The 14802-nt window shown below is 67.9% G+C and carries 16 protein-coding genes and 2 pseudogenes; 8 read left to right on the top strand and 10 right to left on the bottom strand.

The window, feature by feature from the left end:
- Window position 1: 1 nt before the first annotated feature.
- On the bottom strand, window positions 2–1045 hold the full coding sequence (locus tag AQJ27_RS32590; protein WP_067376309.1) for an energy-coupling factor ABC transporter permease: 1044 nt from the start codon (window positions 1043–1045) through the stop codon (window positions 2–4).
- A 204-nt stretch (window positions 1046–1249) separates the two neighbouring features.
- Between AQJ27_RS32590 and AQJ27_RS32585 the strand changes: the two genes are divergently transcribed.
- The 4 genes from AQJ27_RS32585 (at window position 1250) to AQJ27_RS32570 (ending at window position 3808) form a co-directional block, all read left to right on the top strand.
- Entirely contained in the window at window positions 1250–1606 is a 357-nt protein-coding gene (locus AQJ27_RS32585; RefSeq protein ID WP_067376306.1) for an SsgA family sporulation/cell division regulator, read from the top strand.
- Between the two features lie 138 nt (window positions 1607–1744).
- Window positions 1745–2473, top strand: coding sequence for a hypothetical protein (locus AQJ27_RS32580; RefSeq protein ID WP_235613664.1), 729 nt, complete (start codon window positions 1745–1747; stop codon window positions 2471–2473).
- 97 nt (window positions 2474–2570) lie between these two features.
- Window positions 2571–3557 (top strand): hypothetical protein, encoded by a 987-nt coding sequence (locus tag AQJ27_RS32575; RefSeq protein ID WP_067376296.1) that lies wholly within the window; start codon window positions 2571–2573, stop codon window positions 3555–3557.
- Complete coding sequence (locus AQJ27_RS32570) at window positions 3554–3808, top strand: hypothetical protein (protein ID WP_067376293.1); 255 nt, start codon at window positions 3554–3556, stop codon at window positions 3806–3808. Before AQJ27_RS32575 ends, AQJ27_RS32570 begins: the two co-directional genes overlap by 4 nt.
- Before the next feature lie 232 nt (window positions 3809–4040).
- On the opposite strand, the gene AQJ27_RS56570 is transcribed toward AQJ27_RS32570, so the two are convergent.
- Together AQJ27_RS56570 and AQJ27_RS32560 are read right to left on the bottom strand one after the other, a co-directional pair.
- On the bottom strand, window positions 4041–4262 hold the full coding sequence (locus AQJ27_RS56570; protein WP_159064441.1) for a hypothetical protein: 222 nt from the start codon (window positions 4260–4262) through the stop codon (window positions 4041–4043).
- Window positions 4263–4470: 208 nt separating this feature from the next.
- Window positions 4471–5070, bottom strand: a complete 600-nt coding sequence (locus AQJ27_RS32560; protein ID WP_067376286.1) for a hypothetical protein — start codon at window positions 5068–5070, stop codon at window positions 4471–4473.
- 349 nt (window positions 5071–5419) lie between these two features.
- Between AQJ27_RS32560 and AQJ27_RS54935 the strand changes: the two genes are divergently transcribed.
- Complete coding sequence (locus AQJ27_RS54935; protein WP_067376283.1) at window positions 5420–6226, top strand: hypothetical protein; 807 nt, start codon at window positions 5420–5422, stop codon at window positions 6224–6226.
- 176 nt (window positions 6227–6402) lie between these two features.
- On the opposite strand, the gene AQJ27_RS32550 is transcribed toward AQJ27_RS54935, so the two are convergent.
- Entirely contained in the window at window positions 6403–7071 is a 669-nt protein-coding gene (locus AQJ27_RS32550) for a nitric oxide synthase oxygenase (protein ID WP_159064440.1), read from the bottom strand.
- 318 nt (window positions 7072–7389) lie between these two features.
- Here AQJ27_RS32550 and AQJ27_RS57970 point away from each other — a divergent pair, with 318 nt between their 5' ends.
- Window positions 7390–7635 carry a maleylpyruvate isomerase N-terminal domain-containing protein gene (locus AQJ27_RS57970; protein WP_201264377.1) on the top strand — a complete coding sequence of 82 codons (246 nt, stop codon included), beginning with the start codon at window positions 7390–7392 and terminating at the stop codon, window positions 7633–7635.
- A 63-nt stretch (window positions 7636–7698) separates the two neighbouring features.
- Here AQJ27_RS57970 and AQJ27_RS58955 read toward each other — a convergent pair.
- Window positions 7699–7839 (bottom strand): annotated as a pseudogene (locus tag AQJ27_RS58955) (EamA family transporter); the annotation flags it as partial.
- A 126-nt stretch (window positions 7840–7965) separates the two neighbouring features.
- Between AQJ27_RS58955 and AQJ27_RS32535 the strand changes: the two are divergent.
- Both AQJ27_RS32535 and AQJ27_RS58950 read left to right on the top strand, forming a co-directional pair.
- Window positions 7966–8649 (top strand): maleylpyruvate isomerase family mycothiol-dependent enzyme, encoded by a 684-nt coding sequence (locus AQJ27_RS32535; RefSeq protein WP_067376543.1) that lies wholly within the window; start codon window positions 7966–7968, stop codon window positions 8647–8649.
- Window positions 8650–8679: 30 nt separating this feature from the next.
- Window positions 8680–8832: pseudogene (locus AQJ27_RS58950) on the top strand (IS5 family transposase); the annotation flags it as partial.
- Window positions 8833–8848: 16 nt separating this feature from the next.
- Here AQJ27_RS58950 and AQJ27_RS32525 read toward each other — a convergent pair.
- From AQJ27_RS32525 to AQJ27_RS32505, 5 genes are all read right to left on the bottom strand, one after another.
- Complete coding sequence (locus AQJ27_RS32525; RefSeq protein WP_067376273.1) at window positions 8849–9358, bottom strand: Imm21 family immunity protein; 510 nt, start codon at window positions 9356–9358, stop codon at window positions 8849–8851.
- A 74-nt stretch (window positions 9359–9432) separates the two neighbouring features.
- Window positions 9433–10269 (bottom strand): DMT family transporter, encoded by an 837-nt coding sequence (locus tag AQJ27_RS32520; protein WP_067376272.1) that lies wholly within the window; start codon window positions 10267–10269, stop codon window positions 9433–9435.
- Window positions 10266–10772 (bottom strand): YbaK/EbsC family protein, encoded by a 507-nt coding sequence (locus tag AQJ27_RS32515; RefSeq protein WP_067376271.1) that lies wholly within the window; start codon window positions 10770–10772, stop codon window positions 10266–10268. Before AQJ27_RS32515 ends, AQJ27_RS32520 begins: the two co-directional genes overlap by 4 nt.
- Window positions 10773–10954: 182 nt before the next feature.
- On the bottom strand, window positions 10955–12625 hold the full coding sequence (locus AQJ27_RS32510) for a penicillin-binding transpeptidase domain-containing protein (protein ID WP_067376269.1): 1671 nt from the start codon (window positions 12623–12625) through the stop codon (window positions 10955–10957).
- A gap of 97 nt (window positions 12626–12722) precedes the next feature.
- Window positions 12723–14363: a penicillin-binding transpeptidase domain-containing protein gene (locus AQJ27_RS32505; RefSeq protein ID WP_067376268.1), complete on the bottom strand. Its 1641-nt coding sequence runs from the start codon at window positions 14361–14363 to the stop codon at window positions 12723–12725.
- Window positions 14364–14802 lie beyond the last annotated feature (439 nt).

The raw sequence follows: 14802 nt of genomic DNA, 5'->3' as shown, positions 1-14802 counted from the left end.
CTCAGGCCACCTGCGAGGGGGAGACGTCGCTGGTGCGGCGCCTGCGCACCGCCCAGAAGATCCCCGTGCCCGCGACGACGGTGACGCCGACGCCGATCACGCCCGCGAGGCCGCCGGAGATCCGGGCGTCGGAGATGTCCTTGACGCCGTACCCGGCGAGCGGGGAGTCCTCGGTGTGGTGCTTCTTGGTGTTCTGGTCGATGCCCTGGTCCTTGGCGACCTTCTCCAGGCCGTCGGGGCTCGCGGAGGCGTAGAAGCTGACGAAGCCCGCGAGGACGAGGGAGGTGACGAGGCCGACCGCCCACACCCTGCGGCGGGAGGTCCGGGCGGCCACGGGGACGGCGGCGGGCGCGGGTGCGTCGACCAGTTCGCCGCCGACGCGCAGCTTCAGCCGCTGCTGCAGACCGCGGGCCCCGTACACGAGGTCCGGTCGTACGGCGATGACCGCGCCGACCGTGAGAGCGGTGATGGTGGCCTCGCCGATGCCGATGAGGACGTGCACGCCGATCATCGCGGTGGCGACCTTGGTGATCGGGACGTCGGTGGTGCCGCCGAGGGCGTAGATGAGGGTGAAGGCGACGGCGGCCGCCGGCACGGAGAGGAGCGCGGAGACGAAGGCCGCCACGGTGATGGAGCGCTTCTTGCGCGGCAGGACCTTCACCAGGCCCCGGAAGACGGCGTACGAGACGACCGTCGTGACGATCGCCATGTCGGTGATGTTCACGCCGAGTGCGGTCAGGCCGCCGTCGGCGAAGAGGATGCCCTGCATCAGCAGGACCACGGAGACACAGAGGACCCCGGTGAAGGGGCCGACGAGAATCGCCGCGAGCGCGCCGCCGAGCAGATGTCCGCTGGTCCCGGCGGCGACCGGGAAGTTCAGCATCTGTACGGCGAAGATGAAGGCGGCGACCAGGCCGGCGAGCGGCGCGGTCTTCTCGTCGAGTTCGCGGCGGGCGCCCCGCAGGCTCACGGCGATGGCGCCGGCGGCGACCACTCCGGTGACCGCGGAGACCGGGGCGTTGATGAATCCGTCAGGCACATGCACCGTTCGATGATAGTGCCTTGTTGCGAACGGCTTGCAAGAGCGAGGTGCCCATGAATAGTGGCGAGGGGGTGAGGCATGGCGGGAGCCGATCCGGGAACCCGGTGGGTATGGGAGTCCATGGGCGAAATCTCCGAAATGTGCGACATTGGAGAGGTGACGGATTCATATATTCCACACAGGTAACGCAGCGCAAGGAGTCGGTTCATGTCCGCCGTCGAACAGTACGCACGCGCCCACATCGTCACCGACACCGCAGACTCCTTCGAGGACGAACACCAGGCCGTCCCGGTGGCCCTCAGCTACGACCCCGATGCTGATCCCCGCCAGGTTCACATGACGCTGCCCGGCCCCCACGAGTGGGCCTTCCCCCGGGAGCTCCTCGAGCGGGGCCTGCGCGGTCCGGTCGAGTCCGGCGACGTACGCGTGTGGCCGTGCGGCCGGGTGCAGGCGGTCGTGGAGTTCCACTCCGCGCAAGGGGTGTCGGTGGTCCAGTTCGACTCGAAGGTCCTGATCCGCTTCCTGCGCCGCACGTACACCGCGGTGACCCCGGTGGCTCACTGACGGTCGGTCCACCTCGCGTAGGGCGTCACCATCACCTCGTGTGCGGCATCAGCCCGCGTGCAGCATCAGACCGATCCCCACCACCAGCAGCCCCGCCGACGATGATCGATGGCATACCCGGCTCATACGGCGTTTGTCATGAGCCGATCCAAGTTGGCCAAGACCGCCGTCACCCCGGGCGAGCCCGCAGCGATCTACTGCCGGATCTCCCACACCAAGGACGAGGACCAGACCGGGGTCGACCGACAGGAACGCAGGAGTGGCGAGCTGTACAGCTCACTGAGGCTGGCCGCACTCCCCTTAACGCCCTCCTATCGCTGCCAGCAATCTTTGGATGCGTCTTCAGGGGTAGCTTTGCTTGATCAACGATATCGGGGGCGTGAAAGCATGTCGTTCGATCAGGAGTGGGCGGACCTGAAGGCGAAGTCCGCGATGCGGCTGGACAGCGTGCCCATGGATCCCGGCGGGTCGTCGCCCGATGGCGCGGACCTGATCCTCAGGTACGACGACATGGGGAAGATCGGGCATGCCGCGTTCCTGCTGCATCAGCACTTGTCGAGCGCCGGCAAGCATGCGCAGTCACACACCGAGGCCGCAGCGAAGAGCCTGGAGAGCGACGGGTTCGACATGGGCGCCGCACTGGCCAAGGCCGAAGAGGGCTGGCAGGGGCAGCTTCAGGTGCTGGTCGACGCCTGCGCTCAGATCTCCAACCATCTCGACTACTCGGTGAAGTCGTCGAAGCAGGACGACCACTTCATTGCCGCGCAGATGCAGGTCTCCAAGATCTCCGAGTACCTCGACGTGCCGCCGCCCACCTCGGACTCCGACGCGCCCCAAGTCCCGAAGGCGGACGGTCCCATCATGTGACGTCTGGTCAGTGTGTGTGGGGCGGAGGGATTCCGAAGCGGACCGGGAACCCTCTGGAAGACGCCGGCGGCGACGCCGGGACCAACAGGGGGAGCCGGTGCCGACCTTCGAAGAACTTTTCCACGTAAATCTCTCACCGCTGCAGTCGGCGGCAGACGACTGGGCCGCCATGGCGGTCCTGCTGAACAAAGTCGCCAAAGAGGCCGGGAGTATGCGCAGGCTGGCCCAGGGCACCGAGTGGAAGGGCGAGAACGCCTCCGTCACCAAGCCGTTCGTCGTCCGGGTGTCGGACGAGTTCACCGACGCGGTCACCGAAGCGGAGAGCGTCGGGAACCTGCTGAGTTCCGCGCACGACAAGATCAAGGCGGCCAGGGACGACCTGAAGGTTCTCTGCGAGAATCCGCCCGCAGGCATCACGATCCATGCCGACGGCACGCTGAGCCGTAGCGTCCAGCCCCAGCGCATGTCGCACGGGGATCCCGAGTCGGTGGTGACCCAGGACGACTTCGACGCCCTGCAACGGCGCATCGATGCGATCACCGCCCGAGCAGCGGAAGCGGACTCGACCTGTTCCTGGGGCCTGTGGCAACTCACCAAGGACAAGCGCGAGTTCGGCAGCACGTACTACGGCTCCCTCAAGGACGCGAGCACCGACGTCCGACAGGCGCAGCAGACGAAGACGGATTCGGTGGAGTACACGCCGCCCGCGAAGTGGGGCAGCGGCACCATCAAGCCCATCGCTGAATTCCTCAGTTACCGCTCCTGGATGGGTGGTGGCGAGGCGGCACTGCACGGAGACCTCAACGGCGCGATACAGGGCGCAATCGGCGGCTCCCCCTCCGCGGCCGGCGGCGAGGCCAGCAAGCACCTCGCCAAGGGCGCGCTCCTGAGCGACGTACGCGGGAAACATCATCGCCCCACGTTCATCAACACGATCGGCAAGTTCGGGGAGAAGATATTCAGCGTGCCGGTCTCCGTGATCGCGACGGGGATCGACTTCTACTACACGCCCAACCAGCCCAGGACCCCGGGCGACACCCATGTGAACGCCCCAGCAGAACCGGGAAAGGTGAGGTACCAATGACGCACTCCGCAGGCCCGCCCACGCGCGGGCGCCGCCGCCCGGACCTGCGGCACTGGCTGAGACCCCAAAGTTCACAGACGCTCGTCTTCGGCATCTGCTTTGCCGTTGGTGGGCTCGCCGGTGGGGTGCGCGCTGCGTTGGACGGCAAGGGGATCTGGACGATCCTCGGCACCTTCGCCGTGGGGATTTTCGGCTTGCTCATTGTTGTGAGCTTCTTCGTCAACTACGAGGACCGACGAGGCCGCCGATGAGCCCCTTGGAATCAATCATCTTCCAGGAATCCTTCCGTGCAGGGCCGAGGAGCCGCGCGAGACGCGTAGCGCTCTTCGGCCCCATCCGTGTGGGGAACCGGGGCATTTCTTTGGTCACGCCATCCGTCGCTCTCGCGGCTTGACAGACGACATAGGAATCAGTCAGGCAATCTACGGAAGGGCTGGTCACAACCTCAACGAGAGGCTGCGACCAGCCCTTCCGCGCCGGAACCTAGAGAGGCATCTCCAACTGGTGGGTACTCTGCGTGTCACCACAGGTCAGCATCAGGGTGAGTGTCAGGGACCGAGCGGCGGGCGCGGGGCCGGGCTCCAGGCTGAGTGAGCCTTCGGTGAACCTGCCGTCCGGGTCGGTACCGAACGCGCCTCCACCGTCCAGGTACTCCCGTCCGAGATCGTCCACTCCCTCGACGGAGAAGAAGATCGGCGGCCCCACCGCATCGAGTGATCCATCCGGATTGTCCTGCCATCTCTCAGGCAGGGGCGGCGTGATGTGGTATTCGAGCTCGATCCGTTCCGCGGTCGCGGTGAAGCCACGGATTGTCAGCTCGTGTTGGCCATTCAGGACAGAGAACCTCCGGGCGGTGCCGCCCGTGCCCTTGCGTTTACCTTTTCCCATCGCGTATTCCCGTCTGCCTCCTGGCTCAGCTCGAACCCTTGGGGGGCACCGCGCACGTGATGTATCGCGTGGCACCGGCCCTGGGGTTGCTGTTGCTCTTGATGAGCCAGAAGAACGTGATCTTGTCCTTCGTCTTGATCGTGTACTTCGTGTTGCTGCCCTTGCGGTTGTACTTGTTCATGCTGCCGTGAAAGTCGTACGTGCTCACCTTGGAGTGTGGCCCGTAGGGAGGGTTGATGGCGTGATTGTTCACCCAGGCATTGGGCATGGTGACGGTCACGGCCACGCCCAGGTTGGCACGCGCTCTGGCGGTCAGCTTGAAGCTCCAGCGGACAGTGCCGGCGGGGGTGCGGTCCCAGTCGACGTTGGCGACACTGTGCTTCCAGACGCCCGTGCACTTCTTGTCGGCCGTCGTGCGCGCGTTTATCTCTGCCGCGCGGTGCGTCACCCGCTCATACGTGGCCGCAGTGCTCTCGCCGGCCGGTATGGAGATCAACTCCCCGACATTGTCGCTGGATCCGACGCCATCCGCGGAGTCGGCGTTGGCGGGTGTCATCCCGCCTATCATCAGCGAGGCGCTGACTGCGGAGCAGAGCAGGAGTGCTCCGCGCTTCGTGTCGAGCATGCGCAACCTTCCACCGTTCGTCCTTGAGTCCGGAACGGGACTCAAGGTCAGACTTGTTGCCACATGAGAGGAAGCCCCTGGGGCGCGGCGGGTTCCGGGACGAATGCTAAGAAGGCGCTAAGGGCCATCAGTTGACGCTAAGAGGGCGTTCTCACTGAACGTCTGATTGGCTTGCCCCGTGTTTAGGCACTTTCGCTTTCCCGGGCGCCAACTGGCTTGTCCTCAATTGAAACGGCGGGGCCAGGTGTGCCTACTGGCCGCGGCGCGTGGCCCGCCGTAGCGTGATCCCCCAGCGGTCATCCCGGTCGGCCACCATCCTCTCCTTCAGGACCCGAGGCACGGAGTACTGATGTCCAGGTCCCACCCCGCTGTCGCGGATCTGCACGGCGTCTGGCAGCGCACGCTCGCTCGCGAAGCGGACGGCTCGACGGACTGCGTCACCATCACCACGTGGGTCCAAGGTCCCTCGCTGTTCGGGGACCTGCGGCAGCCGCCCGCTCTCGACGATGTAGTCGGAAGAGCGTTGCTGATGGACTTGGACCGACCGCAGTTGCTGGCGCTGTGCGGGCAGAAGGCGTTCGCCGGCACTTTGCATGAGGACGGCGACGTCTTCACCTGGGTCCGTCGGATCGATCTCCACCCGTCGGCGCTGCTTCCCGACGCGGGCACCCTGCACTGGGCGGACGGCGTGTTGGTTGAGGCGGGCCTGCACGAGGACTATGTGGAGCACTGGGAACTCATAGAGCAGGGCAGTCCGGCAGCCGCCGTGCTCGAGGATCGGCTGGAGGGCTGTGCGGGGATGCTGGTCCGGGTGGGCTCCTGGTTCGGCTACGCCCGGGACCGGCCTGTGCCGCTCCCCTCGCCCGTGGTCCCGCTCGTCGATCAGGTCGGCGGTTGCAGTCGCCGCGCTGAGGCGGCCGCGCTGTTGGACTGTGAGGTGTCGATCGGCCGGGTACACGGCGACCGGTGGGAGATCGTCCGCTCCACCCTGCCGCATCGCGTCGGGACCCAGCTGCGGCCCGAGCTGAGAAGCGGTGGGGACTGGTTGCGGATCCGGGATACGGATCCGCAAGGCCGGGCCCGTCCGCGTGATTGGCAACTGGCGCGGGTCGAGGGCCCGGCGCGGCTGCTGGCGGCCGGGAGCACCTGGCGGTGAGCGGTGGCCCCTGTCCGAGGACGTGCGGGGAGCCGCTCACGTTCAGGGCGGGGGCGTACCAAGGCCGGACGGGCCCGACCGGCGCCACAGCAGGATCAGCAGGGTGGCGCAGAGCGTCAGCAGGTAGCAGGAGAAGCCTGCGGCGGTGAAGGTCCAGGCGGGCAGCGTGATGAGGGTCAGTGCAACGGTGCCAGGGGGTAGCGCAGGCCGCCCAGTTCAAGCACCTGGTTGGAGATGGTAGGAAAGGCGTGCCAGCGCAGTCCGAGTCGTTCGAACCACGGGTAGTCGGGGTGGCTGATGCGGACCTCGGGGACAGCGTCTGGCGGCAGGTCGAATAATCGGGGTTCGCGTCCCGGCCACTGGATGACCAGGGGCAGTACGTCGTACTCGGTGCCCCGACCGCGCCAGCCGAGCCGCAGCACGGCCTCGGTGAGATCCACCGTCTCGGGGTCGCCCACGACGGACCCGTCGTGCTGCCGGTATCCGGCGTAGCGGATGAGCTGGCCGTTCCAGACCCTGGGTCCGGGCCGATCGGGCCTAGTCGGGGCGAAAACGCTCAGGAGCATGCGTACCTTGCCGCCGTTCCAGGCGAGCCGGAGATGGTCCACAAGAGCCTCGAACAGGGCGCTCTCATCACCGCCGTCGGCACCGACGTCGCGGCAGTCCCGGGTCTCCAGTCCCTTCCAGTAGAACTTGCCGATGCACTGCGGGTTGTTGCGCCAGGCGATCCGGGCGCCAAGACAGAGCTCCTCAGAGCTCTGCCGGTAAGTACCCGTCGCGTCGAGCTCGGCCTCTATCTCTCTGGTCCGCCGGCCGACGCGAGGCAAGGGCCCGCGAGGGGGCACTGGAGGACCGTTCCGGTGGGGGAAATGCCTGACGTTCCACAAGAGCGCCCACTCAATACACGCGACATCGTGTCGCACCTTCACCTGGGAAGTGCTTCCTTCCTCGCAACCGACAGGACCTTCGACAAGCCCTATCGTTGCAGGTCAGGAGCGCTTCTCGCGTTTTCGATCACCTCTCGGATGCCAGCCCACATGAAAGCCCGAGGCCAGGAGTGACCAACCCCGACGCGCGCCAGATGCGACCTCGACCGTGCCGATGACACGGAGCGCGTTCGAGATCTGCTGCTGCGCCAATTCTGGTTGGGCAGCTTGATCGGCATGGATCAGGGGCGGGTAGTTGAAGCGTTTCGTCTTGAGGCGGGGCAGCTCGCGCGGGCGATAGCTGGGGTCTCGGTGGCCGAGTGGGGTCTGCCGACGCGGTGTGCACCGTGGAAAGTGAGCGACTTGCCGGCTCATGTCCGGGTGGTGATTGCCTGGCTGCCGGGCATGGTCCAGTTCGACTCGAAGGTTCTGATCCGCTTCCTGCGCCGCACGTACACCGCGGTGACCCCGGTGGCTCACTGACGGTCGGTCCACCTCGCGTAGGGCGTCGCCATCACCTCGTGTGCGGCGTCCTCGCGCGCGGTATCAGCCCGCGTGCAGCATCAGACCGATCCCCACCACCAGCAGCCCCGCCGCCGCGATCCGCGGCGCCCCGAACCGCTCCTTGAAGAACACCGCCCCGATCGCCGCGCCGACGATGATCGAGCTCCCGTAGCTGCGCGCGATCAACCAGCGCACGCCTAGGAGCGACCAACCCAGACGTGCGCCAGACGCGACCTCGACCGTACCGAGGGCACGGAGCGCGTTTGAGATCTGCTGCTGCACCAGTTCCGGTTGGGTAGCTTGATCGGCATGGATCAGGGGCGGGTAGTCGAAGCGTTTCGTCTTGAGACGGGGCAGCTCGGGCAGGCGATGACTGGGGTTTCCGCGGCCGAGTGGGGTCTGCCGACGCGGTGTGCACCGTGGAACGTGAGCGAATTGCTGGCTCATGTCCGGGTGGTGATTGCCTGGCTGCCGGGCATGCTGGCCGCGCCGGCGCCGAGCTGTGCCGAGGTCTCGGCAGTGGAGTATTACCGGCCCGACGACCGTTTCGCTCCGGGCACCAACGCGGCTCGTATTGCTCTGGCCCAAGATCATGCGGCCGAACAGCTCAGCGGTGCCGCACTCGCCGACGACTTCAACGCCACTTGGCAACAGGTGGACCGACTGTGCCAAGCCGAGCCCGAAGGGCGTGTGGTGCGCACCCGGCACGGCGATCCGATGCTCCTGTCGGAGTTCCTGCTGACGCGCGTGGTTGAGGTCGCCGTGCACGGCCTGGACCTGGCCGACGCCCTGGGGCGCGAGCCGTGGCTGACTTCCGATGCCGCAGATTTGGTGCAGGGTCTTCTGCTCGGACCGGACGGGGCAGCGGCACTGGAGAAGCTGGGATGGGGTCAGCTTCGCTTTTTGCGCACGGCGACGGGGCGCGAGCCGATCACCAGGGAGGAAGCATCGGACATCAGCCGCCTGGGCATCCGTTGGCTCACGCTGGGTTGAGAACGTCGCCAACTGACGCCAGCGAAACGGCGGACCTTCGGCCGGCTCATGCACCACCGCCGCCTCGCCCGCGACTACGAAACCCGCCCACACCGCTCCGAAGCCGTGATCAAGCTGGCAATGATCGACCTGATAAGCCGAAGGCTCACCAGCGAGTTGACGCAGAACTGGCGCGGCACCTGAACCGTCCCGTCGCTCATCATGTCACTGGAACGAACTGGACTAGGCAAAGAGTGGTGCGCGGTGCGGGCGTCACCTCCGCGGCTTGCACCCGATAACGTCCCGCCGCCATCTCGACCCGCAAGCGTTCGTCCTCATGCACCCCGCCCCCCGGACAGGCTGAGTCCAGCAGCACCACGGGGCCCGGTACGTCCCACGTCACCGTCTCCTCCCAGACGACGGACGCGAGAGCCCCTTCGACGCTGTCGAGAAGTTCCTCTTCCGAGTCCGCAGCAATCCAGCGCACGAAGGCACCCGGGTTCGGCAGAAACGCCGTAGAGGCGGGATCGAAGCCAAGCACCAGGGCATGCGACTGCCCCACGGCAATCAGGCCCACATGGCCGTCGACAGCACACGCCCTGTCGTAGTCCTTCCAGTCCTCCCCGTCAGCTCCCCTCCACGCAGACAGCGACTCCTCGGGAATGACGATCAGAGGCCCACCACCGGACTCGATCCAGTCAATGGCCCCCGGATCTCCGTATCGCACCATGCCGCGACGCTACAGGGCACTACTGACAGCCTCGTTGGCACAGCTCAGGCTTCCGTTGCGAGACCAGATAGAACTTATGGAACAAAAGCTCTTTCGTGGCGCGGGACGAGGCCGGGGCGTACGGAGTCGCTTCTCCGGCCCCCCTCGCCAGCAAAGTTATTGCCGCATGAACGGCAGTTGACTGAGGACTCGCGCAGGGCGGAGATGGGGGCCAGCTCCGCGCGCGTCTGTGCCCACAGCACCAGCGCGTACGCCGCCACGGACAGCACCGAGCCGAGCAGCCCCAGGGCGGCGAAGGGCCGTAGGACGGGGACGAGCCGGGAGCGCAGACGATAGGCGGCGTACGCCGGGATCACGACCCCCTGCACCGCCATCAGCCAGGCGATGTACCCGAGCGAGGAACCTGAGGCGCGTACGCCGAGTCCGTCCACGACGGTGTACGCGGCGATCGACACCCCGGTGGCCAACGCCGCGCCGATGGCGGCCCAGTTGGGATGCCGCCCGCGCATCCCCCACAGCGCGACCCCCGTCAGCCCCGTGCACGACACGGCGATCCCCGCCGCCGCCCACGCGTTCGGCACCTCGTGCGCGAACACGGCCGCCAGCACGGTGACGACCAGCGGGGCCGTCCCGCGGGCGATCGGATACGCCTGCCCGAAGTCGCCCAGCCGGAAGGAGCGCATCAGCAGGACGTAGTACAGGACGTGGATCGCGGCCGACACGAGCAGATACGGCCACGCCCCGGCCGCCGGCACCGCCACGAACGGCATCAGCGCCACCCCGATCAGCACCCCGCCGCCCGCGATCAGCGTGAACCCGACGAGCTTGTCGGTGATGCGGTGCGCGATCGCGTTCCAACAGGCGTGGGTGACCGCGGCGAGCAGCACCGCCGCGGTGACCAGCGGGGTCACAGGTGCTGCTCGCGCACGTCCACCAGCGTGCCGCCCGCATGCGCGACCAGCGTCTTGGGGTCCATGGGGAACACGGTGTACGGGGTGCCGGCCGCGGCCCACACCACGTCGTGGTCGAGCAGCGAACGGTCCGCGAGCACGCGCGTCCTCGTACGGTGGCCGAAGGGCGGCACCCCGCCGATCGCGTACCCGGTCGTCTCCCGTACGAGCTCGACCCTGGCCCGCGTCACCTTCCCGGCCCCGAGCTCCCGCCGCACGAGCTCCAGATCGACCAGCGACGCCCCGTCCATGAGTACGAGCACGGGTACCCCGTCCGCGGCGAAGATCAGCGACTTGCAGATCTGGCTCAACTCGCAGCCGATCGCGGCGGCGGCCTCCTCGGCGGTACGGGTCGCGTCCGGGAAGCGGCGGATGCGCGGCAGGAGATCAGCGAGGCTCAGCTCCCTCAGGGCCTCGGCGAAACGGGGGTGGGCTCCGGACTCTTCGGCGGCGTCGGTCGTCATGGGCGGCACGCTATCGGTCGGTGTAGGAGGCACGCGAGCGAGTTCCGGCTCGACCGACATCGCTCCCTGGGCCGACCCGTTCCCTGCCCGGACAAGCCTGGCTCCCCACCCGGACAGGCCTTGGCCCCCCGCCCGGACAGGCCTTGGCCCCCCGCCCGGACAGGTCCCAGTCGCCCGCCCGGCTAGCTTCCCGCCTTCAGGAGGGCCGCCACGATCGGGCCCGCCGTGTCGCCGCCGTGGCCGCCCTGTTGGACGACGCCCGCCGCGGCGAGGTCGCCCTTCCACGCGGTGAACCAGCCGTTGGGCTTCTTCTGGCCGTCGACCTCCGCGGAGCCGGTCTTCGCGCCGTAGTCGGGGCCGAGGCCGGACATCGCCTCGGCGGCGGTGCCGGACGACGCCGTGTACTGCATGAGTTCGCGGAGCTGGGCGAGGGTGGTGGCGGAGAGGGTGCGGGAGGCCGTCGCCAGCTTGCGGTTGTCGACCGCCGGAGACACCAGGTACGGCTGGTGGAAGGCGCCCGTCTTGACCGTGGAGGCGACCGAGGCCATGTTCAGCGGGTTCATGCGGACCCCGCCCTGGCCGATCAGCGAGGCCGCCATCTGGGCCGCCGACTGGACCGGGACCGAGCCGTCGAAGGACGGGACGCCGATGGCCCAGTTGTTCATGGACAGGCCGAAGTACTGCTGCGCCTGGTTCGTCAGGTCGGAGTTCGACAGCTTCTTGGCCTGGCTGATGAAAGCGGTGTTGCAGGAGCGCGCGAAGCTCGCCTTGAACGTGCCGCCCTTGATCTCGAACTTGTCGTCGTTCTGGAACTTCCAGCCGCCGTACGTCACGTACTTCGGGCACGGGTGCTGCTTGTCCGCCGAGGCGAGCCCCTTGTCGATGAGCAGCGACGACGTGATGACCTTCATGGTGGAGCCGGGGGCCAGCGAGCCCTGGAAGGCTGTGTTGAAGCCGTGGCTGGTGTTGGCGACCGCGAGGATCTCGCCCGTCGAGGGGCGCATCAGGACCACGGACGCCCGGTCCTTCTTGGCGACCTGCTGCTCGGCGTCGGCCTGGAGGGTCGGGCTGAGCGTGGTCTTCACGGTCCCCGGGGTGCCCTCGCTGAGGGTCACCAGGGTCTTGTCGGGGGTTTTCTGGGTGCCCTTGGTGGCGGCCTTGCGGACCACGCGCAGTTCGATGCCCGCCTTGCCGCCGGCGATCTTTCCGTACTTCTCGCGCAGCCCGTCCAACACCGTGCCAAGCGAGGGGTACTTGGCCGTGGTGATCTCGCCGCCGTCGCGGTCGAGGGCGGTGACCGGGGGAGTGCCCGCAGGACCGGTGACCAGGCGGTCGCCGTCCTGGAGGTCGGGGTGTACGACCGACGCCTGCCAGCCGACCAGCGCCGCACCGTCCTTGGCGCGCCGCACGACGGTCAGCTTCGAGTCGTACGCCAGGGGCTTGCTCTTGCCCTTGTACGTGACGGTGGCCTTGACGGAGAAGGGGACGGAGGACCCGGACGCCGTGCCCGGCGTGACCTTGACGCCGCTGATGTGGGCGTCCTTGCCGTAGCCGGTCAGCAAGGTCGTCGCGGCCGCCGAGTCGTCGGTGGCCGCGGCCGCCTTCGCGACGTCACCGCTCTGCCAGGCGGTCAGGAACCGCGTGGACAGCGCCGTGACCTCGGCCGCCGACGGCGGACCGGTCTTCACGGCCTTGTGGGCGGCGGTCCCCGACGTACGGTCCTCGGCCGACGCCCCGCCGCCGTACAGGCTGTAGGCGCCGAACGCCCCGCCGCCGACGACCACCGCGATCAGCCCGCCGACCACGGCGGGCTTCGTCTTTCGCCGCTCGGCGACGCGCCTTCTGTTCCCCACAGTTCTCGATCCTCCGCCTGTTCCCCAAGTCCCCCGGCACCCTCATGCTCCTCAACGAGAGCCCCCACCCTAGGGTCCCGCCCTGTCAAGGGTGACTTCAGCCGCCCGTTCGTAGCACAGCTGCGACGATCGGACCGGCCGCGTCCACCCCGTGACCGCCTCCCTGGGTCATCGCGGCGGCCGCGATGTCGTTCCGATAGCCGGTGAACCAGCTGTTCGACTTGGACTGGGCGTCGACCTCTGCGGAGCCGGTCTTGGCACCGATGTTGCCGCCGAGTCCCGCCATCACCTGGGCGGCGGTGCCGCTGGTCGCGGTGAGGTTCATCATCGCGCGCAGCTGCGCGGACGTACTGCTGGGCAGGCCCTTCGCCGTCGCCAGTTCCCGGTCGTCGAGCTTGCGCGAGACGATGACCGGCTGCCGGAAGGTGCCCGTCATCGCCGTCGCCGTGACCGACGCCATGTTCAGCGGGCTCATCTGGACCTGGCCCTGGCCGATCGCGTTCGCGGCGCGGTCCGGGCCGCTGGAGGCGGGGACGCTGCCGTCGAAGGAGGGGATGCCGGTCTTCCAGTTGTTCTGGCCGAGGCCGAAGCGCGTCTGTGCCTCGGTCGTCAGGGACTCGTCCGTGAGCGGCTTCTCGTCGATCAGTTTCACGAAGGCCGTGTTGCAGGACCGCATGAAGCTGTTGGCGAGGCTCGCCTTCTCGTTCGGCGCGAGGTTGGTGAGGTTGTGGAAGGTCTGGCTCTGCCAGGTCGCGGTCTCCGTGCAGGGCGCCGGGCCGTTCATGGTGGTCACGCCGTTGTCGATGAGCATCGCCGCGGTGATGATCTTCATGGTGGAGCCGGGGGCCAGGGTGCCCTGGAAGGCCGCGTTGAAGCCGTCCGCACGGTGGTTGGCGACCGCCAGCACCTCACCGCTGCTCGGCTGCACGGCCACCACGGACGACTCGGCGTACTGGGCGACCGCCTTCTCCGCCGCGGCCTGCACGCTCGCGCTGAGGGTGGTGCGCAGCTTGCCGGCCTTGCCCTTGGCGAGGGTCACCAGAGCGGTGTCCCCCGCGCCCTCGGTCGCGTGATGGATCGCCAGCTCGACTCCGGCCGTACCGCCCGCCGTGTCGCCGTACTTCTCGCGCAGCGCGTCCAGGATCGGGCCCAGCGAGGGGTACTTCTCCTTCGTCAGGACAACGTTGTTCCGGTCCACGGCCTCGATGGGCGGGCTCGCCGACTCGCCCGTGACCAGCGTGTCCCCCTCCTGCAGCTCGGGATGCACGACGGACGCCTTCCAGTCGACCAGCGCCTTCCCGGTGGTCTCACCGCGTACGACGGTCAGCCGGGAGTCGTACGCGAACGGCTTGGACTTCCCCTCGAACGACACCGTCGCCCTGACGGAGAACGGCACGGTGGCTCCCGTGGCCGCCCCCGGGGTGATCTTCACGCCGGTGAGGTGTGCGTCGTCGCGGTAACCGGCCAGCAACTCCTGCGCCTTCTGGGCGAAGTTGGTGTACGCGGCGGCCTTGGCGGCGTCCCCCTGCTCCCAGGCGGCGAAGAACTTCGTCGAGGTCTCCTTGACCTCCGCGCTGCTCGGTGGCCCGGTCTTCACGGCCGCGGGTCCGCCGCTCCCCGAGCCCCCGCCCCCGCTCCCGTCGAGCGCCGACATCACATTGAAGGCGCCGTATCCGGCACCCCCCACCATCACGGCGAACACACTGCCGATGACGGCAGCCTTTGCCCCCTTGCGCATTGCGCGAAACCCTCCCCGTGGACCCCTCCCCCGAACTTCTGAACGCGTTCAGAAAAGCCGGTCTGCAGGGCACTGTATGCGGGAGGAGTGGTGGATGGGGCGGAGATTCTCCGAATCGTTAGACCGGGCGTCCGGTCGCATCCGTGAACGCGGGTCAATGACCAGGACGGACCGGTGCGATCTACTCGTGGCCGGAGAGCCGGGTCACGGGGACCGGCCCGCTGTGACCGGGATGAACGATTCGCCCCAACGCGCCCTGGACGGAACGGTCTTGGGCAAGGCAAGGGTGGATCATGGCCGTTTCTTGAGAAGGGGGCTGACACGATGACGGCTGCGTGTCAGCGCTGGAGTGAACGACCGCGACGGCCAACTGGTGGACCTCCAGGGACCGTTCACCCTCAACCGGCATTCTCGTCACGCGCTCGGTCGGTCGGTCGAC

The organism is Streptomyces olivochromogenes, assembly GCF_001514115.1.
Taxonomy (GTDB): domain Bacteria; phylum Actinomycetota; class Actinomycetes; order Streptomycetales; family Streptomycetaceae; genus Streptomyces; species Streptomyces olivochromogenes.
The sequence above is the reverse complement of the archived record's forward strand: the minus strand, read 5'-3'. Positions and strand labels throughout refer to the sequence as shown.